We start from the raw sequence: 24,874 nt of genomic DNA on the forward strand, positions 1-24,874 counted from the left end.
AAGGACTACGAGCGTTACGCTTCAACCCTCGCAAGTCTCCATGTCGTCGCTTTCGCATGTTTCATGCTCAGAAACGCCGCTATACTCGCTCAAGGTGCATAACACCCTCTAGAGTTAGTGGTATAACCAGTCAAAACGCCAGCATAAGTTCTGATTGCACCAGAGCTGACTCCGATTTCGTTGGTCATCATTCGCGCATGGTTGTGGGATATGATCCAGTCAGACCATTTCTGCGGCAGGGGATTTGCAAACGTGGCACCCCAGGTGGTGAAGGTCGGAATATGTGTCAGACCATCCGGTGCCGTGACAGCCGTTCCGGTCGTGATGAAATACGGTGAGCTCGGACCTGCATAGGTATATCGCGCGACGGCATCAAAATTATCGTAATTGGCAATGCCATTAGCGTCCCCGACGCCGACGCCCGCTATCGAACCACGCATGTTTTCTGACTGCATATAAACGCCCTCGACAATACCCATATTGCCTTCGCCATACGGAATATTATGGACGAAAAGAGGGACGCCATCGAACTCCTGCGAGCCGCCAAGACGCAGATGATTTGCCGGCATGTAATCATCGACAGTATTGTTATCCATCATCCATCGGTGATTAAATGCAATCTTGGGATTTGCTTCCTGAACTGCGGTTCCGGTATTGACGGTCCATGTAATTGCATCGTTCCAGCCGATTGTTTCATAATCGCTTGCTGTCGAAATGGTCGTGGCGAGCGGGGATGTCAGCGAACCGGTTGAATCCAGTGCCGCGGGACCGTCAGGTAAACCCAGTTCCGACGCCTGAAGAGCAGACAATGCCATGGAATATATCTGATCGACGGAGGCCGAGACCGAATTGATGGAGGTCGTGTTCTGCTGGGCCGCGCTGACGACGCCGGCGAGTGTCTGGTTTGTTCCCGAGACGATCGTCGTGCCGCTGATTTCCGGTACTGTAAATACAGATGCTGCGAGGCAGGCAGGATTAAATGGTATCAGACATGCCGCTGCTATTCCGAAGAAGAACCGCCGTCCGGGCGTCATCAGAAAACGATATTTGAGATCCCGATCCTGCGTTTTCGGGAGTGCCCGTGAAAAATTCTCTGTCATTATGTCCTGCTGGTTCAGGGAAGTAAAATTGAAAGTGTCGTTAAATATCTGTCGCAGACTCTGCGTGCACGGGAGCAGATATTACCCCGTCTCCACCTGGCGGGATGAAACGGGATATGACGGATAGCTCCGCGTCTCCGGCATCTGGTCCGTCAGTCCGGGGGTTTTCTCCGGCCTGCGAAGCGGCTATCCGCCCATGGAATAACGGCAGCCCTGACGGGCACACTACGTGGGCGAGGTCACATGAGCGACGATGTCAGTATTCTTCGGCAGGAGTGTCTGGATGCACTTGCTGCGGCGTCGGGCCATCGTCAGTGGGATGAGATCCGTGTCAGCGTACTGGGAAAATCCGGCCGCCTTACAGGCTTGCTGAAGCAGCTTGGTCGCATGGATGCGAGCGAGCGCAAACTACGGGGCGCGCAGCTCAACCGCCTGCGTGATGAACTCACTCGTGCGATCGAAGCCAGAGGAGATGAGCTTGAGGCGGCGGCTCTCGATGCCCGGCTCATTGCCGAATGTGTGGACATATCCGTTCCGGTCCCTACGGGCAGGCGGGGCGGAATTCACCCGGTCAGTCAGGCAGTGGAAGAAATAACCGCAATTTTCGGAGCAATGGGGTTCGCGATTGCGGAAGGTCCGGACATAGAAACCGACTGGCATAATTTTTCCGCGCTGAACACGCCGGAACATCATTCCGCCCGCACGGATCATGATACGTTTTACCTTCCGGCGGAGGCTGATGGTCGTAACCGGGTACTCAGAACACAGACTTCAGGCGTACAGATACGCACGATGCTCGGCAACGAGCCTCCGATCCGTATCATAGCGCCTGGCCGCACCTACCGTGCGGATCATGACGCCACCCATTCTCCGATGTTTCATCAGTGTGAAGGACTGGTAGTCGACAGGAATATCACGCTCGGGCACCTGAAAGGCTGTCTGATCGAATTCCTGCGTGTCTTTTTTGGCAAGCCCGCTTTGCCTGTTCGTTTTCGTGCGTCCTATTTTCCGTTTACCGAACCTTCCATGGAAGTTGATATCGGCTGGTCACGCAAAACAGGAGAAATCGGAGGAGGAGAGGACTGGCTGGAAGTCCTGGGTGCCGGCATGGTCCATCCCCGCGTTCTGGCGAATTGCGGTCTCGATCCGGAAGAATGGCAGGGCTTTGCCTTTGGCATGGGCATCGAACGTCTCTCGATGCTGAAGAATGGGATTCCGGACCTCCGTTCGTTTTATGAAAGTGACGTACGATGGCTGCAGCATTACGGAACTGATCCGCTGACACCTGCTCTGCTGCACGAGGGATTCTGATTCATGAAATTCACGCTGTCCTGGCTGCATGATCATCTCGAAACTACCGCTACGGTTGGTGAAATATGTGCCACGCTGAATCGCATAGGGCTTGAAGTCGAACATGTGGAACAGCTGGGCGCTCAGCTCGAACCGTTCCGGACCGCCCGCATCATCGAGGCTGTCCGACATCCCAATGCCGACAGGCTTCAGGTGTGCAAAGTCGATACCGGTCCGGAAACTGGCGAGGTGCAGGTTGTCTGCGGTGCGCCTAACGCACGTGCGGGTATCGCCGTAATTTTTGCTCCGCCCGGCACATACGTTCCTGGGCTGGACACAACTATAAAAGCGGGGAAAATCCGCGGCGAAGTCAGCGGCGGAATGCTCTGTTCACTGCGCGAACTGGGACTTGGGCAGGAAACGGGCGGTATCGCGGAACTTCCCGAGGATACTCTTCCTGGCGAATCATACGCGGATTTCGCGGGTCTCGACGATACAGTGATCGAGATAGCGATTACCCCCAATCGTGGCGATGCTCTTTCGGTGTACGGGATCGCGCGCGATCTGGCGGCTGCCGGTCTCGGTAATCTCAGACCGTTTCTCGCCGATACGGTCGAAGGCACTTTCGAGTCTCCGCTCCGCTGGAGCATCAGCTATCCGGAAGCGTGTCCATGGGTGCTGGGCCGGATGGTTCGAGATGTAAAAAACGGTCCAGCCCCGCAATGGCTGCGTGACAGACTGGAATCCATCGGACTGCGTTCAGTCTCCGCGCTTGTCGACATTACCAATCTGTTCACTTTTGACCTTGGACGACCACTGCACGTCTTTGATGCCAGGCGGATAAAGGGAGATACCCTGACGATCTGCAGAGGAGCTAACGAGACAATCCGGGCCCTCGACGGAAAAGATTATATCGTCACGGCCGAAGACTGTGTGATCGCCGATGGCGCGGGAGTGCAGTCGGTGGCAGGCATCATGGGGGGAGCGGAAACCCAGGTTACGGACGACACGACCGATGTGTTTGTCGAGTGCGCCCTGTTCGATCCGGTGCATATCGCCCTGACCGGACGCCGCCTCGGAATCAGTTCTGATGCGCGATATCGTTTTGAACGTGGCGTAGATCAGGCCATGCCTGTAGCGGCCCTAGAGGCTGCGACCCGCCTGATCATGGACCTCTGTGGTGGCGAAGCCAGCAACGTGGTTTCCGCTGGCGCACAGCCGCACTGGCAGCGGAACGCGAAACTGCGTTTTGAGCGGATTGCCGCTCTTGGCGGTCTTGAGATTGGCCAGGACGAAGCTGTGGAAATCCTTGGTCATCTTGGTTTCGAGGCGAAGTCCCGTGATGAGGTTTCGGTGACTGTCGCTGTGCCGTCATGGCGCAACGACGTCGCGCAGCCGGTTGTCCTCGATCCTGCTTCCACACTCTCCGCCGAGCGGTGCATGACCCTCGAAAAGTCAGTTGCCCGGATTGAGCCGGAATGTGATCTGATCGAGGAGATCCTGCGTATCAGGGGGCTGGATCAGATTGCGGCTGTCCCCCTGCCGCCTGTTTCCGTCGTGCCCGGTGCTGCAATGACGCCGGCTCGTGCGCGTGTGGCACTGGCGCGTCGGGTGCTCGCAGCACGCGGTCTTATGGAGACGATCGGCTTCTCCTTCGTGGCTCACGATGAGGCAGAAAAATTCGGGCCTGCTCCGGAATCTCTGAGATTACTGAATCCGATCGCCGCCGATCTTGATCAGATGCGCCCGACACCGCTGCCCGGGCTTCTCGCCGCAGCACGGCGCAATACAGCGCGCGGCTGGCCCGATCTGGCACTGTTTGAGATTGGAGCCGGTTTTGCCGAAGATGGTCAGACGACGATTGCGGCCGGTCTGCGTGCAGGCAGGTCTCCGCGCAGACCCGGAGAAGCCGGGGAGACGATGACGTTCCTCACAGCGAAAGCAGACGCGACTGACGTTCTGCTGTCTCTCGGTATCTCTCCCGACGCGCTGACCACAGCCACCGAAGCACCCGCCTGGTATCATCCCGGTCGTTCAGGAGTGCTGCGCCTTGGTCCCAAAACGGTGCTGGCGGCATTTGGAGAACTGCATCCCTCATTGTTACGGGATGCCGGGTTTGATGCGCCGGTCGTCGCATTCGAGGTTTTCCCCGATCTGATCGGCGACCCGAAGCGCCGTCGCAAAGCCGCGCCGGATCTGTCCGCTCTCCAGCCGGTCCGTCGCGATTTTGCATTCCTTGCCGAACGTGACACGCCGGTCGAAGCTGTGCTGCGGGCCGCAAGAGGGGCAGAACGGACTTTGATAACTTCTGTCTCGCTTTTTGATATCTATGAAGACAGTAAGCTTCCTGACGGGCAGAAATCCATAGGAATCGAAGTCACGTTGCAGCCGCACGATACCAGTCTGACAGATGCCGGGATCGAGGAGGTTTCAGAGAAAATTGTTGCCGCCGTGTTCAGGGCGACAAACGCGACCCTGCGCTCATGATGTGGAAACTGCCGGACATGACGTGCGGCACACAGGGTGATATGAGCGCGTTATGATGAGTGAACAGCTCCCTTCACCGGCCCTTCTTCCGTCCGGGTTCGTTGATCGTCTGCCTCTGGACGCGCAGGCAGAGGCCAGCGGAACCGAGACACTCCTGTCAGTTTTTGCGAGCCACGGCTATGAGCGCGTGGCGCCGCCGTTGCTGGAGTTTGAGGATACGCTTCTGGGAGGGGCAGGCGCCGTACTCGCCGATCAGACCTTTCGGCTGATGGATCCCGACACGCGCAGAATGATGGCGCTCCGTCCGGATATCACACCTCAGATCGCCCGGATTGCCGCAACGCGGCTCCATGCGGCTCCGAGACCTCTTCGTTTATCTTACGCCGGACAGTCGGTGATTGCTGGCAATGGCAGCGCCGGTCAGAATGAACGGCAGATCGGACAGGCCGGAATTGAGCTGATAGGTCCGGACAGTGTCGAAGCCGATGCTGAGGTCGTCGGCATCGCAGCTGAGGCGCTCGCATGTCTCGGCGTTACGGCTGTGTCTTTTGACGTGACGATGCCCCCCCTGGCTCCGTCGCTGATTGAACAGGCCGGATTGTCCGGCGCAGCGAAAACAGCCCTGATGCATGCCCTGGATCGTAAGGATGCGACCGCCGTCGCGGCTTATGGCGGCCCAATAGCAGATACGCTGATCGCGCTTCTCAGTGCTGCGGGCCCGGCTGATCAGGCACTCGAAGCTCTGAACGCTGCCGATCTTCCTTCGGTGACCCGTCCGTTCAGCAACCGGCTGAAAGCCTCCGTTGATGCTATTCGTGCAAGACTTCCGGGACTGCAACTGACGGTCGATCCGGTGGAGTTTCGCGGCTGGAAGTATCATACCGGCGTATGTGTCACTGTTTATGCGCTTGAAAGCGGTGAAGAACTGGGACGCGGCGGCCGTTATCTGTGCAACGACAATGAGCCGGCCTGTGGTCTCACCTTCCGGCCGGACGCTGTTTTTCGGGCGGCGCCTCGCGGAAAGCTTCCGGAGAGAGTCTATATCCCGTTCGGCACGGACTTCCATGTCGCGAAAGCCCTGCGTGAAGCAGGATATGTGACAGTCGCCGCTCTTGAACCGCACCGGCACCCTGAAGAGGAAGCCCGACGTCTGACCTGTTCTTCCATAGCCAGTGCTGACAGGCTCATTTCGCTCGGATGACGGTCAGCATTACAGCCTGACTATTTGTGTGCCAGCCTGCCCGAAGGCATCATTCTGAACTCATCGCCGGAGAATCTGCGTCATGTCAAACGTCACCGTTATCGGCGCCCAGTGGGGCGATGAAGGCAAAGGAAAGATTGTCGACTGGCTGGCCAGCCGCGCCGATGTCGTGGTGCGGTTCCAGGGGGGACACAATGCAGGCCATACGCTCGTGGTCGGTGAACAGGTTTATAAGCTGTCGCTGCTGCCTTCGGGACTTGTCCGCGGCAAGCTTGGCGTGATTGGCAATGGGGTGGTGGTCGATCCGGAAGCGCTGCTGGCCGAAATTGGCCGCGTGACGGAGAAAGGTCTGTCAGTCTCACCTGAAACACTGAAGATTGCGGAAAATGTTCCGCTGATCCTGCCTTTGCATGGTGCGCTTGACCGGGCGCGGGAAGCCGCGCGTGGAGAAAGGAAAATCGGAACAACGGGGCGTGGTATTGGTCCGGCATACGAAGATAAGGTCGCCCGGCGCGCCATTCGTCTGTGCGATCTGGCCGAACCCGAGACACTGGACTGGAAGCTCGACGAACTTCTTTTGCATCATAACACGCTGCTTGCAGGACTTGGCGCTGAAACATTTGAAAAGGCGGATCTTCTAGCGTTTCTGAATGAGATCGCGCCGCGCGTGCTGCCTTATATGGCGCCCGTTGCGGATCTGCTGGAAGAACAGCGTAAAGCCGGAAAGCGCATCCTGTTTGAAGGAGCGCAGGCCGTTATGCTTGATGTCGATCACGGGACATACCCGTTTGTTACGAGCTCCAACACAGTCGCATCCAATGCCGGGACGGGCGCCGGCATGGCTCCTTCCGCCGCTGGCTTCGTGCTCGGGATCGCAAAAGCGTACACAACCCGTGTCGGGGAAGGACCATTCCCCAGTGAGCTGCATGATGTCACCGGACGTACGCTGGGTGAACGTGGCCATGAATTCGGCACGGTGACAGGAAGGCCGCGTCGCTGCGGCTGGTTTGACGCTGTGCTTGTCCGGCACGCGGCGCGTGTGGGTGGTGTCGATGGCCTTGCTCTGACCAAACTGGATGTTCTGGACGGACTGGAAGAAATTCAGGTCTGTGTCGGTTACGAACTTGATGGAGAAGTTGTCAGACGTTTTCCGGCGGGGCCTGCTGCGCAGACGCGCGTCAGACCGGTTTTCGAAAAGCTCGAAGGATGGAAAGAGTCAACGCGCGGCGCGAGAAGCTGGGCGGATCTGCCCGCGCAGGCGATCAAATACATCCGGAGAATCGAAGAGCTTGTTGAGACTCCCGTCACATTGCTCTCTACCAGCCCTGAACGCGACGATACGATTCTGATGCGTGATCCGTTCGATTCCTGATCCGATACGGAAGGAAGCAGCGCCGCTTCGGGTGAGTCCGTAAGCAATCCTTTAAGAGCTCGCTGGTATCCTGATCGCGTTCATAAATGCGTGAAGGACAGCTATGGCGGACGCCGATTTTGCTGCGGATGTGGAGCACCCGGAAGAAGAAAGCAGCACCCGCATCACGATCGAGGGGCGATATGTCGTTGAAACAACACATACGCTCCCCGAACTTGCGAGATGTCCGGCGTATGTCGCGCATGATACGTTATCGGCTCATTCAGGTGTCGTAGCTCTCGCTCCTCCCGCTCTTTATCCTGCGCGCGCGAATGCACAGAAGATGGCGAGAGTTCGTTCTCCTCACCTTCTGACAGTCCATGCTCTGGACGAAGCCAGCGGTTCTGTCTGGCTTGTCTGTGATGCCCCTCCAGGGCCGGCGCTGACGGAGGGATCGACCTGGTCTGAGATATCCGTTCTTGAAAGAGTGATCGAACCGATTGCGGCGGTTCTTCATACGTATAAAGAGGCCGGATTTACGCATCGTGCGATTCGTCCTGATAATGTGTTTGATCCGGGTGGCCGCTTTTCCGTCCGGCTGGGACCGGGGCTCGCATCTCCCCCGGCCATTTTTCAGCCCGACCGGTTTGAGTCACTGTCGTCTGTCATCTGCGTTCCGGCTGCCCGTGGAAACGGGACGACAGCCGATGATGTATTTTCGCTGGGAGCACTGGCTGCATGGCTCCTGGGAGGATGCAGACCCTATGGTGACGAGCAGCCAGGAGCGTTTACCGAAGAACGTATGGCACGGAGCAGTTTTGCTGTGCTTGCGGGGCAACTTACTTTGTCGCCTGACATCATGTCTCTTCTGGCAGCAATGCTTTCCGACGACCCTTCCGCCCGGCCTGCTCCACGGGATCTGCTGAACGCCGCCGATCGTAAAGGATTTGTTGCCCGGCGGCAGGCGGCGGCTGCGATCCCGGTTCAGATCGGACCCGTTAATGTACATACGACCCGGGAACTGGCATGGTACGCAGCTCGCTACCAGACGGAGTTTACCGGGCTTTTTCGGCGTGGGGTCGTAGAACGCTGGCTGTCGCACGAACTGGGTCTGACACAGGCAGCCAGTCGCCTCGGTGTAATCGCTAAAGATGGTGCGGTATCGGGAGATTCATCTCTTTCTCCTCTTACTCTGATGGAGATTATTGCAGTCCTCGACCCGTCATTGCCGATGTTCTGGGACGGTCTCTGGTTCTGGCCCGATGCGATCGGGCATCTCTCGGCAGCGGCCGCATCCGGAGCCAGCACCTTTCCCGTTGATCTGGGATCTGCGCTTGTGGCCGTCGGACAGGGAGGCAAGCTAGCCCGCTTTGCCCAGTTGTCTGTCGTGGAAGGGCAGGCGATGGCGTGTCAGCAGGTTCAGATGGCGATCAGACAGGCGGACGTCGGAAAGCCGGCGGATGTGATCCGGCTCGCTTATTTTCTCAATCCGTTCCAGGCCTGCCTGTCATCCCGTTGCGCAGATAAACGCTTTTCGGTCGCGTGGGCGCTCCTTCAGTGGCTGAATGCAGGTCAGAACGTCGATCAGCCAGGTGTTCCGGGTTTGCTCGATCCTTACATGACGGCCTTTCTGTTTGCGTGTTCTCACAGAAACGGTCTGGTGGATTATTTTGATGACATTGCAGGAAAAGATGCCTCTGCATGGGCTTCCGATCTGAGAGTTCTGGCAAAGTTACAGCATCTGTATGTGACAGGACCATTGCCTGGAATTGCCAGAAAACTTCTTCCGCATCTTACCTCGTCACTGAAGCAATGGCGAAGCCGCACGACGAGAACACGGCGCGGTGAAGATCTGGCTGGCGCAGCGGAAGCCGGAGATCTCGTCAGAATGTTCGAGCTTCTGAATGATGCCGCAGCGGTGGCAAAAGACCGGGAAGCTTGGCTTGTCGCACGACGTGAAGCCAGAACCCTGGAAATCGCTCAGGCGAACCTTACGCAGCAGTCAGCGGACGTTCCTCCGGGAATGCGGGCCGAGATGTTCCGTGTCGCGATTGCAGTCGGAGCAGTCTCGGCAATTGCGTCATTGTGTCTGGAGATTGCGTTGTGACATCTCTCGTGAGACGTGGATTGCCGATGAAATGGAGTCACGGACTGGTCTGCGGCGCCGCTCTTGCCTGGCTGCCCGGCTACTCTCTTCTGACCGGTGTCCTGCTGCTACCTCTTATCATGGTATATATGACCGACGCGTCACGCTCTCAGGCGATGGTTCAGATGATGCTGCCTTACGAATTTGCTGCGCTCGTCCACCCGCTGCATTTATTGTGGAACGAAGACGGATCGCTTGATACTGCCGTATCACTGCTACTGAACCCGATGACAAGCATTGCCGGATGGCTTGCGGCAGGAGCCGGATGGTTCGTACTTGAAATGGCGCTGCTGTCAGCAAAATTCATCAGACAGTATCAGGCTCGCGCCAGAAAGGCAGAAATCGCCGCACGTCTTAAAGAATTGCAGGATGAATGGGCTGAGGATTCATCAGTCCCCGAGACATCTGCCTGATCCCGGCTCGTCAAAAGTATTTCCTCCGGGCATTACAGATTTGTATTGTCCGGAGGAAATTACATCAGCTGTTGCTAACGACCTTGCTGAATTGCGGACAGAAGCCAGCTTCCGCCACGAGAAGGGCGGATGAATGTCCACAATTCTGTCACCGTTACCGGATCGGTAGAACTGCCGGCTACGACCCGTCCGGTCATGTCCGTTGTCAGATCAATCAGACTATAACGCATTGCTACTGTCGCATAATCGTAGCCGTTTTCGGTCCATGATTCGGACAGATCGCCCTGAATAAATCTGACATCAGAGACAATATTGCGTTCTCCGCGGCTGGTTAGCGCTGCTAATTGCTGATTGAAATAACCTGTCATCTCAGGCGTCGCCATTCCCTGCAGAGCCTGAATGTTTTGCTGGCTCCAGGCCGCCTGAACATTCAGCAGCAATTGCTGGAAAGCCTGATAATCCTGTGGCCCGATCTGCAGGCTGGCGGCCGGGCTCCCCGAGGGAAAACCAGTCCTTGCCGTTGGGAACGCCGGTCCCGATGAAGGTGGAGCGCCACTATTCCTGTTACGCATAAACAATCCTGCCAGCCATCGGATGACCAGGATTGCCAGGGCAATCTGAATAAGCAGACCGACGAGACCGAACAGACCATGCACGCCACCGAACAGGCCGTGTCCGGACAACAGACCGAACAGGCCAGCCCCAAGCAGCCCACCAGCAAAGCCGGTCAGAAATGGATGGCGGACAGGCGCCATTCCCATCCCGTTCCTCAGATAGGGCGAATTGTATCCGTTGTTGTAGCCTGGCGAGGGACGGGGAGCGATGGATCGCTCCATCGGCGAAGCGCCATATGGCGAAGTCCGTGTCGGAGCAGGTGCCGACCAGGTCCGGCTGCCGCGGCTACCCATCGATCCGCCTTCACCGGGCCTTGCGTGAGCCGGTCCGGTGGAAAGCGCCAGCAGTATAGCCAGAACGGCTGCGGAGCAGAAGACGGTACGTTTCATGGCGGGCAGAGTAAATCTCCTGTTAATCACAACAAATCGGCAGTCCCGCTGAAGCTTTTCGCAGTTGCCGGTTTCAGTATCAGGCATATCATAATAGCCTGATTACGGATGAGACCGGTGTCAGTTTCCGGCAATGCTCATTGCATCAATCCGGATCGTCGGAGCATTCGTGCCGAAGCGAAACAACAGGTCATCTGCCAATTGTAGCCGCCCGAACATGTCCAGAAGATTGCCGGCGACTGTGAATTCCGCAACAGGCTCAGCGATCTGTCCGTTCCGGATCATAAAACCCGATGCACCTCGACTGTAGTCCCCGGTCAGCCCGTTCACCGCTGAGCCCATCATTTCAGTTACATACAGACCTTCAGAAATATCGGACATCAGATCGGCAGGCGACACCGTTCCGGGTTCGAAGAAAAGGTTGGTAGTACCAGGGGCAGGGGGCGATGAGGTGCCACGAGAAGCTCTGCCATTCGTCTGAAGGCCAAGTTGCCGGGCACTGCGGCTGTCCAGAAGCCAGCTCTGCAGGATACCACCACTCACCAGTTCAAGTTTTCGCCCGATAACACCTTCCCCGTCAAAAGGCCGCGACCGCAGGCCTCGCTTCCACGACGAATCATCCGTCACAGTCACTCCCGCAGAGAAAATCCGCTCGCCCATTTTTGTTTTCAGAAATGAAGTGCCGCGGGAAATCGCAGTACCACTGATCGCAGATGAAAAATGGCCAAGCAGGCTGCTGGCTACGCGCGGAGCAAAAACGACAGTCAGCGTTCCGGTCCGGGGCCGAACCGGATTGAGACGACTGACAGCTTTCTGTCCGGCACTCGCGCCAATGACTTCCGGGTCGTCCAGATCCGACAGATACACAGCAGAATGGTAATCGTAGTCGCGCTGCATGCCGGTCCCTTGCCCCGCAAGCGCGCTCATCGACACGGAATGACTCGTGCGTGAATAACTTCCCGCGACACCCTGCGAACTCGCCAGCGCCACCAGACTTCGTCCCCAGCCTGCATTTGCGCCGGCCGAGTTTGTCACTCCCCTGACTGACCGGGCCGCATTCTCCGCGCGTCGGGCGCGTTCAAGGAGCATAGCGGCATCGGGCTCCACAGGGTCGATCAGGTCGAGGGCATTTGTTTCAGAGCGCCCGATAAGAGGGGCATCGTCAGGAAGGCCGGCATGTAGGTCTTCGGGAAGAACCTGTGCCATTGAGAGAGCCTGTTCCACGAGCGCGTCAAAGCCGTGGGGATCAAGTGTCGATGTGGAAACGATAGCGGACCGTTTGCCGCGAAAGACCCGGAGCCCAAGATCCGTAGTCTCGGAACGTTCGAGCTCTTCTGTTGTCCCGTTTCTGACGCCGACGCCAAGCGACGTGCTGCCGACATAGACCGCGTCCGCTGCATCGGCACCCTTTTTGCACGCCCGGTCAACAAGATCACAGGCGAGTGCGAGAGGAGACACGCTCATGCGGCAAGCCGTTCCTGAAGCGAGTTAAGAGACATGACGCCAGCAATCGGACCAAGTGTCGCCAGGGTCGGTTGCGCACGGAATATGCGTGATGCTGCCCGACAGACATCGCCGGGTGTCACGGCGTTGATCTTTCCAACTGTTTCTTCGACAGGAATCAGACGACCAAATATCTGGAGCTGGCGTGCAATCTGCTCGCAACGGCTACCGGTGCTCTCCAGTGACATGAGCAGAGAAGACTTGAGCTGCGCCCGGGCGCGGGATAATTCATCATTACCGACATGAGACTGGATTTTCTGCAGTTCAGCCAGCGTCACAGGGACAAGTTCTGCCGCTTCTTTCTGACCTGTGCCCGCGTAAATTCCAAACAGGCCACCATCAAGGAACGGCGAGGCAAAGGAATATACAGAGTAAACCAGTCCGCGCTTCTCACGGATTTCCTGGAACAGGCGTGACGACATGCCTCCGCCGAGAACGGTGGAAAGCAGCAGTACGGCGTAATAGTCCGGATCGCCGAAACCTACTGATGGAAAACCCAGTACGATATGGGCCTGGTCCAGATCCTTCTCGCGGCGGAACTCACCTCCTGTGTATCGGCCTGGCATTCTGTCCGGTACCTGCACTGCGGGCAGATCCTCAAAATGGCGGGCGACCATGTCCACAACCGCGTCATGTTCGAGATTACCGGCGGCGGCAACGACCATATTCGTCGGGGTGTAATGGGCCTTCATGTAGGACATGAGCGTATCCCGGCTCATCTCCCTGATCAGGGCATCCGTCCCCAGAGTGGGCAGTCCCATAGGCTGGGCACCAAATGCAGTTTCCTGGAAATGATCGAAAATGATGTCGTCAGGAGTATCGTTCGCCTGGCCGATTTCCTGAAGGATCACACCGCGTTCGCGCTCGACCTCTTCCGGTGCGAAGGCTGAATGTGTCAGAATGTCGCCAATGATATCGATGCCGAGCGGCAGATCTTCTTTCAGAAGCTTGACATAATACGCGGTCTGTTCCCGGGCGGTGTAAGCATTGATATGGCCGCCGACATTCTCGATTTCCTCCGCGATCTGTGCCGCGGACCGCGTCGCCGTACCTTTGAATGCCATATGTTCAAGGAAGTGCGACACACCATTTTCTTCAGGACGTTCGTTCCTGGTGCCCGTCGCTACATACGCGCCGAACGATACGGTCTCGACGCGCTCCATGCGCTCAGTCACGACGGTCAGGCCGGAAGGAAGTCGGGTCTGTTGAATAGGATCGGTCATGCTGGTCCTGAAGACGTGGCGGAAAGACGCCGGTGAAGATCAGTGATTATTAGCGAGAACGCCGGAGCGGACGGCGTCCTCAACAGCCTCGATGACATTTGGAACGACACGGAAACGCTCTTCGCGATCGAACAGATCCGCAAGGGAAGGCGGCAGAGCCGGAAAAATCCCCGTTGCTGCCCGTATGGCATCCGGAAATTTCGCCGGATGAGCCGTCGCCATAGCAACCATCGGAACGCCCGGATGACGGAATTTCCGACCGGCTGCGATACCGATGACTGTGTGCGGGTCCGCGAGGTACTGGCTTTTCTGATGCACCTCACGGATTTCGGAAGTCGTTGCCTCATCATCAAGGGCCAGACCAGAAAAAAGCCCGTGGATGGACGCCCAGACGGTGTCGGGTACATCCATTTTCCCGGTTTGACGGAAACCGGTCATCAATGCCGCGCAGGCCTTTGCATCACGACCAAGAAACTCGAACAGAAGGCGCTCGAAATTCGAGGACACCTGGATGTCCATGGAAGGGGAAAGGCTCGGTACAACCGTGTGCGCCGTCATATCGTTAGCGTTAAGAAACCGCGTGAGAATATCGTTCCTGTTTGAACCGACACACAGATGCCTTACCGGCAGTCCCATTTTCCGTGCCGCCCAGGCAGCAAGGATATTGCCGAAATTACCAGTCGGTACGGCGAATGATACTTCGCGGTCAGGTGCTCCCAGCGACAGGGCTGCGTAAACATAATAAGGAATCTGCGCGGCGATCCTTGCCCAGTTGATCGAATTTACAGCGGAAAGGCGCATATCCTCGCGGAAGGCTGTGTCCGCAAACATCGCCTTCACCAGATCCTGACAGTCGTCGAATGTTCCCTGAACGGCCAGATTAGTAATGTTCGCGTCCAGTACGGTCGTCATTTGCCGGCGCTGAACATCGGAAGTACGCCCTTCGGGATGCAGGATGACAACGGACAGACGCTCACGCCCTTTGAATGCCTCGATCGCCGCTGACCCCGTATCGCCGGAGGTTGCACCAACGATAGTCACCCGCTCATTCCGCTCGGTCAGAACATGGTCAAACAGCCTGCCCAGCAACTGCATCGCCATGTCTTTGAAGGCCAGGGTTGGACCGTGGAACAGTTCCTGAACGAACAGACCGTCTTCAATCTGTAAAAGCGGGACAATGGCCGAGTGGTCAAAATTTGCGTAAGCCTCCTCGCAGAGGTGCAGCAGCGTTGCCGGATTGATTGATCCCGCCATGAAAGGCGCCATGACACGTGCTGCCAGTGCCGCGTAGGGAAGGCCACGCATGCTTCGCCACTCGTCGGCGGTGAATTGTGGCCATGCCTCTGGCATGAACAGGCCACCGTCTTCGGCAAGGCCGGCAAGCAGGATGTCGGAGAAAGAGCGGGCTGGCGCCTGTCCGCGCGTGGAGACGTATTTCATCCGCGTTGTATAACCTCTCTGATCCCGGCCGGGGAGGGGGACTATTTGTGAAGAACGTTGGATGTGGCGTCTTCGGGCACTCTGAATTTGTAAATTGTGACCGGCCACCGGACCATGCTGTGTCCATTATGGAACCGTGCCGCCTGATCGAGTTGCGAGGCGGGCACATATAAGAACCCGCCTGAAAGAGAAAGTCCGCCGGGCCAGCGCAGGCGCGGATCTGTGATCAGATGATGCGGGATACGACCTTCAGTATAGCTGTCGATACTGCCAGTCGTCACATCAGCCCAGTAGAGGGTTCCGTCTGGCCCAACCGTAAGACCGCCCAGCGAGTGAGTTTTATACCACCGCGTCGCGCTTTCCTGCAGCGCGGTGCTTGTGGAGCCGGGATCGCTGAAAAGAGAAGTGGCGATATGGAAAAGCGGGCCGCAATAGGGCTGAACGTAGAGCCATTTTCCATCGGGACTCACCGCGATCAGACTGGCGTCGATAGCCAGAGGCTTTCCATCCGGAGCTTTGACTATACCCGCTGCCGCCTCGATCGGTCGTCCGGCGGTCAGCGCCTGAACACGGTCAAGTGCGCGGCGCGTCTCACCGGTCTGCAGATCAATGGCAAGCAATCCGGCCACCCCGGAATCGGGCACGTACGCTGTCTGCGCATGAACAGCAATGCCGCCGAGGATGCTTCCGCGACGGAGCGCGGAAGCCGGGATCGGGAGAATTTTATTCACCTGGTTCGTTGTTGTGTCGATGGAAATCAGACGGGCGGGAGCAACTGGTGGTTTTTCACGGTCCGGTACGCCGCTATCCACGACCCAGAGTTTACCATCGCTGGTCAGGGTCATTCCGGTAATCGCAACGAAATGCTGACTGACCTGTCCGTCCGGTGCATTCCAGTTCTGATCCGGATAGGGAGTTATTTCAGATGATGCTCCGGGGCGGGCGATACTGAGCTGCGGTGGGGAGTTTTCCAGCCAGCGGGGAGCCTCAAGAACCAGACGCCCATCAGGCAAGACGATAACGGCGTCGATGATCTGTGACGCCGATGTCAGAGCCGGGGTCAGATCGGCCGCTGTCGCCTCCGGCTTATGCGGCATATGCACAGCCAGGCCAGGAAGCACAGCGGCAACCGCGACCGCCAGGAAAAACAGGATGAGAACAAGCCGGCGTTTCATGATAGTCTATGTCGCCTGGACGTCAGTAACTGGCAACACCCGGGCTTTGCGGGGCAGATTCGTGCGGCTGAGGCTCAGGCATCTGCCGGCACTTCAGCGAGAGCCAGCCCCTCCGCGACGGACACAAATTCTCCGCCGAGTTCCACTCGTCCGGACCCAAAGCGGCTGGTAAATAACTGTCGGACTGCGGGAACAAACGATGTGCCGCCCGTGAGAAACACCCGGTCAATCTGACCCGGCTTCAGTCCGGCGCGTTCCACTGCCAGATCAATCCCTCTGCCGAGCTGGTCGATGTCCGGCGCAATCCACTGTTCAAATTCTTCCCGTGTTACAACCTGCTCGATTGTCATGCCGCGCTGGGAAAATCGCAGGGTTGCCTGCTCGGAGGAGGAAAGAGCTCGTTTTGTCTCTGATACTGCTGTGTAGAGTGACTGTCCGTTTTGCTCACGGATGAGCTCAATCAGATTTGCGAGCTTGTCAGGTTCGGAAGCTGTGCGGGCGACTTCTGTGATTTCATTCAGCACTCGTGGCGTCCGCATCAGGGAGAGGCGATGCCATTTGGCAAGTGCGCTGTACCACTCTTTTGGCACGGGCAGTGGTGTGCCTCCCATAATACTGAAAGTGCTGTCACGCCCCAGCTGCGGAGAAATAACATGATCAACGATCCGGAAATCGAACTGATCGCCAGCCAGCCCTACACCGGCATAGCCGAGAGCCTGCGTCGCATCTCTGGAATCCGGATCGAAACGCATGACTGAGAAGTCGCTCGTCCCTCCGCCAAAATCACCGACCAGCACCGTCGCTGGTCGGTCCAGCCGCTGTGCGAATCGCCAGCCAGCAGCTTCCGGCTCCAGCATGACCGAAACATTCGTAAAGCCCGCTTCAGTAAAACCGGCGCGCAGACGTTGCTCTCCAAGCGTATCATCGGCGCTGTCTCCGACAAACTGTACTGGTCGTCCCACTGTGACCGCACAGTCTGCGGGATTGAGGCTGGCCTGTGTCATGAATTCGCGAAGAAAGGTGGCAATGAGTGTTTCAAGTGGCACCCGATGGCCAAAAATCTGTGTTTCCCGGAAGCTTGATTGTGCCAGATACGATTTCATTGACATGACCAGCCTGGTTTCGGCCGGATCATCCAGATAGGCTTCAATGGCATTGGCCCCGACTGCTCGTCGGGTAATGCGCCGGCTTCCTTCATGATCGAGCCAGATACCAAGCAGAGTCCGGCATGTGTCAGTTGTGTCCCCGGAAGGTAACTGAAAACGGATCGTCTGAGTGGCACCATCAGGATGCCGGACGACTATGACACTGTTCGTAGTTCCGAAATCGATCCCGACCCGGGTCTGGCTGGCATGTGTGGTCATGGCGCGCGAATAAGACGTCTTTGGCTGGCTTGTCCAGAAAGCAGAGAATCTGCTCTCCCGGAATGCATCACCGGGACTAAGATGTCCCGAAATGCGACGTAAGGAAAAGCGGAACTGGCTGAGATTTCCCCAGTGCCGTTCCACGTCCCTCCTGACAACCGATATCCCTCAGGAACGCGAGCATCTGCGGATTGTCGATCCCTTCGGCGCGGGTATTCAGACCAAAATCCCTGCCAAGTTGCACAATCGCGCGTGCCAGAACGTGTCCGGTTTCGCAGTGGGACGGGTCCGGAAGATAGCGATCGAGTTTGAGACCGGTCAGCAGCCCGGCAAGCACACGGTCCCGCAACAGAGTCATGCTTGTCGGTCCTGATCCGAGTCCCGAAAGCACAAGGCCAACTCCAAGATCCCGGAGTGCTGCAAGCGAATAATAAAGCGCATCAGTATCCGCTGTGAGACACGATTCGCTGAACTCAAGATCGAGTCGTTCGATGCTGATCTCGGCTTCGGCAACTGCCGCAGTGAGTTGCGGAATGAAATCGTCCGGAATGATTTCCGTATGTCCGACTGGCAATGCGATGCGGAAATGGGCCGGAAGCATCCCGGCGACGGCGCAGCCCTGTGTAAGTGCACTGACCCATACCGGTTCCCGTGGCTTACGGCGCATCGTCCGACCAGAGGTCAGGACCGGTTCGGCCAGCATATCTGCCCCGGCCAGGGTCAGCGTGGACAGGACGAATCGCGGTGCAATTACCGGGGTGGAATTGTTAGTTCGGTCTTTAGCACGCGGCAGAGCACTTCGAGCGAGTCTGCGTCTTAGTGGATCTGCTGACACCGGTTCGGTTGTCACAGGCAAAAAAATCTCCGTGCTGCGAGTCAGCCACAGAGCATGCGCTGTACCGGTAACTGTCTGGTAAATATCGGAGGATTCCGACGTCCGTCCGGTCTGTAAACTGAAAATAGCTGCTCCCGAAAACCGGGAACAGCCATTTTTTCATGAAGCACCCGGTAATGGGTGCCATGTAATGTTTTAGATCAGACCAGCTTCTGCTTCAGAGCCGCGGTCAGGTCTTTCGTCGTTGCCTTTCCACCCATATCGCCAGTGCGGACTTCCCCGCTGGTGATCACGGATGTGATGGCGCTGTCGATACGGTCAGCAAGATCCTGCCGGCCGACATGACGCAGCATCATGACCGCGGCGAGCAGAAGGGCCAGCGGATTGGCTATGCCCTTGCCTGCAATGTCAGGTGCTGAGCCATGCACGGCTTCAAAGACAGCAGCTTTATCGCTGATGTTGGCGCCAGGGGCGAGACCGAGACCACCGACAAGACCGGCCGCCTGATCCGACAAAATGTCACCAAAAAGATTGGTCGTGACAATCACGTCGAACTGCCAGGGATTGGTCACCAGCTGCATTGAGCAGGCATCCACGATACGCTCGTCAACGGCTACCCGGCCTTTGTATTCCTCAGCAACCTTACGGCCCTCTTCGAGGAACATGCCACACATCTGTTTGATGATGTTCGCCTTATGGACGAGCGTCACTTTTTTACGGTTGTTCTTCACGGCGTAATCGAACGCGAAGCGCACGATGCGATTGCATTCCTGGCGGGAGACATAGCCACCGCTCAGTGCGATGCCCTTCGGATCTCCATTGGCCGGAATCGTGTGTTCCATCGCCGCGTAGTAACCTTCCAGGTTCTCACGCACGATAACAAGGTTGATGTCCTCGTAACGCCCGCCTGGAATGATCGTCTTGGTCGGACGAAGATTTGCGTAGAGACCGAACTCCTGGCGCAACGTGACGTTGATGGATTTGAAGCCACCGCCAACGGGAGTTGTCAGAGGACCTTTAAGCGCCAGACCCGTTTTACGGATGCTGTCGATCGTGTCCTTCGGGAGGGGATCATTGACGGCATCAACTGCCGCCATGCCGGCGATATGTTTTTCCCATGCAAACGGGGCGTTAACGGCGTCCAGGATTTCGACCACGGATTCTGTGATCTCGGGTCCAATTCCGTCGCCCGGAATAAGCGTGGTGGGGATGGTTTTGCTGTCTGTCATCATACACTCCCTAAGCATCCGCCGCCTGTTCTGCCTCGCATCGGCTCAGAACGCGACGCGCAATCGCGTGTTTTCACTTCCTGTTGATGGGAGAGCAGGCATGCGTCAGCCATGAACGCACTTCATCCGGAAGATGTGGTCCGACAGTCGCAAGAACGTGAGCATGATAGGCATCCAGTGCTGCTGTGTCTTCCTCTCCAAGAATAGCCGGATCAATCATGCGCTTATCAAATGGCGCCAGAGTGAGTGTTTCGAACGACAAAAACGCTTTTCCGTCCGGTCCGGGCTGCGGTTCTGTCACCAGAAGCAGCGTTTCGAGGCGAATCCCGAATGACCCTGGCAGATAATATCCTGGCTCATTTGAAATTATCATTCCGGGAGCAAGCGGGACCGGGCTGAAAACTTTCGAGATACGTTGCGGCCCCTCATGCACTGAGAGATAGCTGCCGACTCCATGTCCTGTCCCGTGATCGAAATCGAGTCTGGCCTGCCACAGAGAAAAACGCGCCAGAGTGTCGAGAGCATGGCCGGCGATGCCTGCAGGAAATACAGCACGTCCCAGAAGAAGATTCCCTTTGAGAACACGCGTAAATGCCGCTTTCAGCTCACCAGGCGGAGTGCCCGGCCCCGTCCAGATAGTGCGTGTGATATCTGTGGTGCCGTCCGGATACTGACCGCCACTATCGACGAGATAGACAGCATTTTCGCCAATGGTCCGGTTTGTTGCAGGGGTCACGCGATAATGCATGATCGCTCCGTTCGGTCCGGCGGCCGAAATGGTGTCAAAAGAATCGTCGCGAAACTCAGGCGCTTCAGCCCGGAAAGCTCTCAGGCGCGTAACAGCATCCATCTCCGTAAAGCCGATGGCGTGCGCATCAAGCCAGCAGAGGAATTTGCATACGGCTATTGCATCGCGAAGATGAGCTTTTCGTGCTCCCTCCTGTTCGACAAGATTTTTCTTTGCACGGCGAACAGCGCAGGGATCGTTCGCCTCATTAATTGTTGCTCCGGCCTCCGCCAGCCTCTGAGCAAACCAGACGGGAGTTCCCACAGGATCAACTGAGACGGTCTTTCCTCTCAGAGCCGCCAGTGCACCGGATAACTCGTCCGGGTTCCTGATGGTAACGTCGTTACCCAGCCAGGTCCGCACCTCCTCCGTGATTTTCGCCGGAGCAATGAACAGATCAACCTGGGCATCACGATAAAGCAGGGCAGAACTGAGAACTACAGGCGTGCATGGAACATCGCTGCCCCGGATGTTCAGGAGCCACGCCACCGAAGTTGTATCACTGATGACGACAGCGTCCTGATCCTGCCGGATCAGTTCATCGGCCAGCGCCCCTCGTTTTGCTGCACTGCTCTCGCCTGCGAATTCGAGCGGCTGGATCAGGGCCTGTGCTCCTGGAGGATTCGGGCGATCTGTCCATATTGCGTCGATCAGATTTCGTGCTGTCGGAACAAGTTCAAAATGGTCTGACGTGAGTGATGCAAGCATGGAACGACTGATCACACGCGGATCATATCCGATCTTCGCTCCTTCAGGAGCGTGCTGAGCAAGCCAGTCACGCGGAGGCGCTTCCGTTATGTGCTGGCAGTCCCACAAAGAAGTGTCGACCTGTCCGGCCATCTGCGTAATGTATCGTCCATCCGAAAAAACGGCAGCCCGACTGTCGAGAATGATTGCTACGCCTGCGCTGCCGGTAAATCCGGAGATCCATGCCAGGCGTTCAGCGCAGGGGGGGACATATTCTCCCAGATATTCGTCGCTGCGGGGGACGATGACACCATCAAGCTTCTCGGCCCGAAGCAGGCTGCGGAGTGTGTTCAGACGGGCATGTATACTGAAGGTGTCATCAGACATTAGCAGATGTTTCCTGTAATGAGTTGCGGGACCGCGGCGGAAACAGAAATATTAGCGTCCTGGCGGATAAAGATCGACGCCGGCAGAAGAGAGAGATTATCCGCAGCTTGCGGGAGGTCGCAGAATACGCATCTGACTGATACGTATTCTGGTTGTTGAAAATCAGTTTGAAGTCTGGCCTGATTTTGCTGAATTCCCCGTGAAAAAGTTCCCTACGGTCTGCCCCGTTCTGTGTCCCCAGTTACCCACCTTTTTTCCGGTCCTGCTACTCCAGTTGCCAACGTTCTTTTCTGTTTTTCTGCCCCAGGACCCAATATTCTTACCGGTGCGTTTACCCCACCGTGCAGTATCCTGAGTTGCGTTTTTTGCCCCGGTTGCAATGTCCTGACCGACATCCTGATTCCGGGTGCATGATGACCCGGTACAGTCTGTTGCTGCCATCACAGGAGAAGCCATCGCGATCAGCCCCGCGGTAAGTGCAGTAATAAGAAAACGTTTCATCATTCCTGAATCCATTCAGCGTTTTGTTATCTTCGCCGTGCATCATGGCGATGTGGATCACGCCAGCCTCTGGCGCGTTCGTCATGCCAGATGCCGTTTCTTTGCCAGCCTCGCCAATTGCCCTGGCGATCATACCAGCCTCTGTGGCCATTATAATAACCGCTATACCAGCCCTCACTCCACCCTGCCGGCCGGTAGTTGTACTGCGCATAGCAGCCAGTCAGACTTAGAATCATCAATAATGAAGTGGCTGACAGAATATGACGTTTCATTATTCCTCCGAAGAACGATCAGGATTATTCAGTAAATTTCTGGCCGGAGTATCAGAGTTTTCTTGTGAAGAGCAGAAAGCCGATTGCCGGTTGCTGTTGTTTGATGATCTGATGCTTCACCCGGAATAATTAAGGGACACAATTCGTGGTCGTCCTCTCCGCCGTGTTCTGAACCATGATGTTATATTATGCGTTGCCTGACGTAAGGAACTCATTCTGGTGCTATGTCTTTCGACAGAAGATATCGTGTCTATATGGAAGAAAGCGTAATCTCAGTCTCATGAGGCCGGTTTTTGAATCAGAATTTTCATCATATTCATTTTACACGCAGGGAAATTGAGGACCGTCCGCTCGCAGGAGCCTCTCATCCCGACCATCCGTTTCACTGGAAACTTTACGGATGTGAAGCTGTTGCTACTGCGATTATGATGATTATCGGTGTCACCGCCGTTAGTATTCTGTCTGCGGACAATTCACCTGTAGCACGCCTTCTCGCCGGACATCCCTGGTTGCAGACAGCACTCTGTGGTCTGTTTTTCGGTTCAGCCGGAACCTGGGCAGCGATGACCCGCTTTGGGAAAGTCAGTGGAGCGCATCTGAGTCCTTCGGTCTCTCTGGCTTTTGCTTTTGCGGGACGTTTATCTGCAGTCGATACCATCGGATATATCTGTGCCCAGACTATCGGAGCAATGTGTGGCACCGGACTTGTCTTTCTTAGTGGCGTCGTCTTCAGTTCCTGGGGATATATTGCGTCATCGGCGCATTATGCCGCGACAGTACCTACTCCGGTTCTGAGCCCTGTCTGGGTAGTGCTGACAGAGACTATCGTTACTGCAGGGCTGATTTTCGCCTTATACTGGGCTGCTGCCCATCCACGTTTCCAGTTTTTCACACCATGGATCGGTGGCTGGTATTTCTTTCTGATGAATCCGATTTTTGCCTGGATTTCCGGAGACAGTACGAATTTTGTTCGTTCACTTGCGCCCGCGATATTTGACGGGAATATGGGAGCATTGTGGATTTATCTTGCCGGGCCTCTGATTGGTTCAGTCCTGGCCGTTGGCATACTCAGGTCCGGGCTGGTGGGGTATGTTCATCTCGCTGAAGCGCGAATTATCAATTTTGGTCATCATGGCAGAGTGCCCCGGCTAAGTGCACCCGATGTCAGAAGTGCGGTGCCCGTGAAAGATGATGATCATAATTCGGATGGAATTTTGTCCCACCAAAATAAACCCGGTTAGGGTCATTTCTGGAATAAATCTGATGTTTATTCAGCCATATCTGACTTGCGAATTGCTGGATATCTGGTGAGCACAAATTCGGAAACAGCAACGACACTGCAGAACAGGGTAATTTTTTACCAGCGCTTATCAGCTTCACTTCATAACTAATCGATATTTCCTGATTACAGGAAATCGCCAGAAGAAACGATATCAGCGAAAATTTTCAGGCAGTGAGTGAATCAATGCATTTGTTCCTGCGGTGGTTCTTTGACAGGAACGGGTTGTTCCGGATCGTGCTGAGGAGGAGGCGTATCCGGATCGTCATGAACGGGAGGGGGACCGGACGGCTTTGGGGGAATTTCAGGGCTGGTTGGGACACCGCTCATTATGTTTCGCATCTGAACCTCCGGAAAGAGATGCCGTTTTAACGAGGAAATAGTGAGCGGGTTGCCGTCTTAATGGCTCTCCTGCTGGTATGCAGACGAGATGTTTCAGCTCCAGAAGCACAGATACGGCAAAATTCAGGTGATGATGGTGTCCGCGGCGGGATTCGAACCCACGGCCCCAGGATTCATACCACTTCGACTTTCGCCGCCGCGAGGCCATGTGGCATCGCGTTCGTGGTCTGGACTGTCCCTTCGCCGTGAGCCCTGCCGGGCCGACAGGCGCTGCCCGTCCAGTCTCTACACCTTCCCGGCCAGAATGACCGGGCTTGGCTCGGGATCGGCACGACCTGAGATGGCCAAGCGTTCCCCGAATTTGAGCAGATCCACCACACAGTTTCCCATGCGGCGCCCAATTCAATAGGAATCCTGTGCTCTATCCTGCTGAGCTACGCGGACAACACGCAGCTTCTCTACCGTAGCTCGGGGACAGCAGCAAGCAGGAAAACAATGAGTGAATAGACCTGTCAGGTCTGAACAAAGATTTGATCCAGTCGATCAGACGATCGACTCTGATAATTCCTGGATGTCAGACCACAAGATCAAGGTAATAACCACGCCGCCGGAAAACGGGCGTGGCTCCATCGTCAGGCAAAGACATGGTCCGGCCCTCGCTCGCGAGGCGCGGCGATGATCCTGACTGGACGACAGTCAGCGCTGAGGCAGAAGCCGCACTTTTCCTTTTCGCCTGCGACGTTGTTGACGTCCCGGCCGGCGACGAAAAGACAGTCAGAAGATCTGACGAGATCATACGGAAGCGCTCTGAGATCGGATCACCGGCATCGGTGGTACCCGACGCCGGTTAATGATAAT

Annotated in this window: 19 protein-coding genes and 1 pseudogene; 9 read left to right on the plus strand and 11 right to left on the minus strand. The window is 56.5% G+C overall.

The features are described from left to right. Nucleotides 1-102 (plus strand): annotated as a pseudogene (locus tag GOB93_RS15880) (IS5/IS1182 family transposase); the annotation flags it as partial. On the opposite strand, the gene GOB93_RS15885 reads toward GOB93_RS15880, so the two are convergent. Further along, nucleotides 90-1,100: a hypothetical protein gene (locus GOB93_RS15885; protein WP_173584480.1), complete on the minus strand. Its 1,011-nt coding sequence runs from the start codon at nt 1,098-1,100 to the stop codon at nt 90-92. The pseudogene GOB93_RS15880 and the gene GOB93_RS15885 sit on opposite strands and share 13 nt — an antisense overlap. A 243-nt stretch (nt 1,101-1,343) precedes the next feature. On the opposite strand from GOB93_RS15885, the gene pheS reads away from it, so the two are divergent. From pheS to GOB93_RS15915, 6 genes are all read left to right on the plus strand, one after another. Then, nucleotides 1,344-2,411: a phenylalanine--tRNA ligase subunit alpha gene (gene pheS / locus GOB93_RS15890; protein ID WP_173584481.1), complete on the plus strand. Its 1,068-nt coding sequence runs from the start codon at nt 1,344-1,346 to the stop codon at nt 2,409-2,411. Between the two features lie 3 nt (nt 2,412-2,414). Continuing rightward, entirely contained in the window at nt 2,415-4,877 is a 2,463-nt protein-coding gene (gene pheT / locus GOB93_RS15895) for a phenylalanine--tRNA ligase subunit beta (RefSeq protein WP_173584482.1), read from the plus strand. A gap of 52 nt (nt 4,878-4,929) precedes the next feature. Continuing rightward, on the plus strand, nt 4,930-6,078 hold the full coding sequence (locus GOB93_RS15900; RefSeq protein WP_408742407.1) for an ATP phosphoribosyltransferase regulatory subunit: 1,149 nt from the start codon (nt 4,930-4,932) through the stop codon (nt 6,076-6,078). A gap of 82 nt (nt 6,079-6,160) precedes the next feature. Next, nucleotides 6,161-7,450, plus strand: a complete 1,290-nt coding sequence (locus GOB93_RS15905; RefSeq protein ID WP_173584483.1) for an adenylosuccinate synthase — start codon at nt 6,161-6,163, stop codon at nt 7,448-7,450. Between the two features lie 103 nt (nt 7,451-7,553). Further along, nucleotides 7,554-9,536 carry a protein kinase family protein gene (locus GOB93_RS15910; protein WP_173584484.1) on the plus strand — a complete coding sequence of 661 codons (1,983 nt, stop codon included), beginning with the start codon at nt 7,554-7,556 and terminating at the stop codon, nt 9,534-9,536. Next, nucleotides 9,533-9,988 (plus strand): hypothetical protein, encoded by a 456-nt coding sequence (locus GOB93_RS15915; RefSeq protein ID WP_173584485.1) that lies wholly within the window; start codon nt 9,533-9,535, stop codon nt 9,986-9,988. The genes GOB93_RS15910 and GOB93_RS15915 overlap by 4 nt, the downstream gene beginning before the upstream one ends. Nucleotides 9,989-10,062: 74 nt before the next feature. Here GOB93_RS15915 and GOB93_RS15920 read toward each other — a convergent pair whose 3' ends face one another. From GOB93_RS15920 to GOB93_RS15965, 10 genes are all read right to left on the minus strand, one after another. Continuing rightward, on the minus strand, nt 10,063-10,992 hold the full coding sequence (locus GOB93_RS15920; RefSeq protein ID WP_173584486.1) for a Tim44 domain-containing protein: 930 nt from the start codon (nt 10,990-10,992) through the stop codon (nt 10,063-10,065). 120 nt (nt 10,993-11,112) lie between these two features. Further along, nucleotides 11,113-12,456 (minus strand): TldD/PmbA family protein, encoded by a 1,344-nt coding sequence (locus tag GOB93_RS15925; protein ID WP_173584487.1) that lies wholly within the window; start codon nt 12,454-12,456, stop codon nt 11,113-11,115. Then, entirely contained in the window at nt 12,453-13,718 is a 1,266-nt protein-coding gene (locus GOB93_RS15930; RefSeq protein WP_173584488.1) for a M16 family metallopeptidase, read from the minus strand. The genes GOB93_RS15925 and GOB93_RS15930 overlap by 4 nt, the downstream gene beginning before the upstream one ends. A gap of 39 nt (nt 13,719-13,757) precedes the next feature. Beyond that, on the minus strand, nt 13,758-15,158 hold the full coding sequence (thrC, locus tag GOB93_RS15935) for a threonine synthase (protein WP_173584489.1): 1,401 nt from the start codon (nt 15,156-15,158) through the stop codon (nt 13,758-13,760). 41 nt (nt 15,159-15,199) lie between these two features. Beyond that, entirely contained in the window at nt 15,200-16,333 is a 1,134-nt protein-coding gene (locus GOB93_RS15940; RefSeq protein WP_173584490.1) for an L-dopachrome tautomerase-related protein, read from the minus strand. A 74-nt stretch (nt 16,334-16,407) separates the two neighbouring features. Beyond that, complete coding sequence (locus tag GOB93_RS15945; RefSeq protein WP_173584491.1) at nt 16,408-17,697, minus strand: Hsp70 family protein; 1,290 nt, start codon at nt 17,695-17,697, stop codon at nt 16,408-16,410. Nucleotides 17,698-17,773: 76 nt separating this feature from the next. Continuing rightward, entirely contained in the window at nt 17,774-18,400 is a 627-nt protein-coding gene (locus tag GOB93_RS15950; RefSeq protein WP_173584492.1) for an EAL domain-containing protein, read from the minus strand. Nucleotides 18,401-18,732: 332 nt separating this feature from the next. Continuing rightward, nucleotides 18,733-19,764, minus strand: coding sequence for an isocitrate/isopropylmalate dehydrogenase family protein (locus tag GOB93_RS15955; RefSeq protein WP_173584493.1), 1,032 nt, complete (start codon nt 19,762-19,764; stop codon nt 18,733-18,735). 70 nt (nt 19,765-19,834) lie between these two features. Next, nucleotides 19,835-21,622: an aminopeptidase P family protein gene (locus GOB93_RS15960; protein ID WP_173584494.1), complete on the minus strand. Its 1,788-nt coding sequence runs from the start codon at nt 21,620-21,622 to the stop codon at nt 19,835-19,837. Nucleotides 21,623-21,953: 331 nt separating this feature from the next. Beyond that, the gene (locus GOB93_RS15965; protein WP_173584495.1) at nt 21,954-22,256 is read right to left on the minus strand and encodes a hypothetical protein; all 303 of its coding nucleotides are present in this window, start codon (nt 22,254-22,256) and stop codon (nt 21,954-21,956) included. Between the two features lie 432 nt (nt 22,257-22,688). Between GOB93_RS15965 and GOB93_RS15970 the strand changes: the two genes are divergently transcribed. Then, the gene (locus GOB93_RS15970) at nt 22,689-23,636 is read left to right on the plus strand and encodes an MIP/aquaporin family protein (RefSeq protein WP_194300096.1); all 948 of its coding nucleotides are present in this window, start codon (nt 22,689-22,691) and stop codon (nt 23,634-23,636) included. A gap of 1,000 nt (nt 23,637-24,636) precedes the next feature. Next, the gene (locus GOB93_RS15975) at nt 24,637-24,867 is read left to right on the plus strand and encodes a hypothetical protein (RefSeq protein ID WP_173584496.1); all 231 of its coding nucleotides are present in this window, start codon (nt 24,637-24,639) and stop codon (nt 24,865-24,867) included. The last annotated feature ends 7 nt before the right edge of the window (nt 24,868-24,874 follow it).

The sequence above is a fragment of the Acetobacter musti genome (assembly GCF_011516835.1).
In the GTDB taxonomy this organism is placed as follows: Bacteria; Pseudomonadota; Alphaproteobacteria; order Acetobacterales; family Acetobacteraceae; genus Acetobacter; species Acetobacter musti.

What these genes read in the sequence shown, in the direction of transcription:
- GOB93_RS15885 (WP_173584480.1), bottom strand. Translation starts at nt 1,100, where the DNA reads ATGACAGAGAATTTTTCACGGGCACTCCCGAAAACGCAGGATCGGGAT.
- pheS (WP_173584481.1), top strand. Translation starts at nt 1,344, where the DNA reads ATGAGCGACGATGTCAGTATTCTTCGGCAGGAGTGTCTGGATGCACTT.
- pheT (WP_173584482.1), top strand. Translation starts at nt 2,415, where the DNA reads ATGAAATTCACGCTGTCCTGGCTGCATGATCATCTCGAAACTACCGCT.
- GOB93_RS15900 (WP_408742407.1), top strand. Translation starts at nt 4,930, where the DNA reads ATGATGAGTGAACAGCTCCCTTCACCGGCCCTTCTTCCGTCCGGGTTC.
- GOB93_RS15905 (WP_173584483.1), top strand. Translation starts at nt 6,161, where the DNA reads ATGTCAAACGTCACCGTTATCGGCGCCCAGTGGGGCGATGAAGGCAAA.
- GOB93_RS15910 (WP_173584484.1), top strand. Translation starts at nt 7,554, where the DNA reads ATGGCGGACGCCGATTTTGCTGCGGATGTGGAGCACCCGGAAGAAGAA.
- GOB93_RS15920 (WP_173584486.1), bottom strand. Translation starts at nt 10,992, where the DNA reads ATGAAACGTACCGTCTTCTGCTCCGCAGCCGTTCTGGCTATACTGCTG.
- GOB93_RS15925 (WP_173584487.1), bottom strand. Translation starts at nt 12,456, where the DNA reads ATGAGCGTGTCTCCTCTCGCACTCGCCTGTGATCTTGTTGACCGGGCG.
- GOB93_RS15930 (WP_173584488.1), bottom strand. Translation starts at nt 13,718, where the DNA reads ATGACCGATCCTATTCAACAGACCCGACTTCCTTCCGGCCTGACCGTC.
- thrC (WP_173584489.1), bottom strand. Translation starts at nt 15,158, where the DNA reads ATGAAATACGTCTCCACGCGCGGACAGGCGCCAGCCCGCTCTTTCTCC.
- GOB93_RS15940 (WP_173584490.1), bottom strand. Translation starts at nt 16,333, where the DNA reads ATGAAACGCCGGCTTGTTCTCATCCTGTTTTTCCTGGCGGTCGCGGTT.
- GOB93_RS15945 (WP_173584491.1), bottom strand. Translation starts at nt 17,697, where the DNA reads ATGACCACACATGCCAGCCAGACCCGGGTCGGGATCGATTTCGGAACT.
- GOB93_RS15950 (WP_173584492.1), bottom strand. Translation starts at nt 18,400, where the DNA reads ATGCTGGCCGAACCGGTCCTGACCTCTGGTCGGACGATGCGCCGTAAG.
- GOB93_RS15955 (WP_173584493.1), bottom strand. Translation starts at nt 19,764, where the DNA reads ATGATGACAGACAGCAAAACCATCCCCACCACGCTTATTCCGGGCGAC.
- GOB93_RS15960 (WP_173584494.1), bottom strand. Translation starts at nt 21,622, where the DNA reads ATGTCTGATGACACCTTCAGTATACATGCCCGTCTGAACACACTCCGC.
- GOB93_RS15965 (WP_173584495.1), bottom strand. Translation starts at nt 22,256, where the DNA reads ATGATCGCCAGGGCAATTGGCGAGGCTGGCAAAGAAACGGCATCTGGC.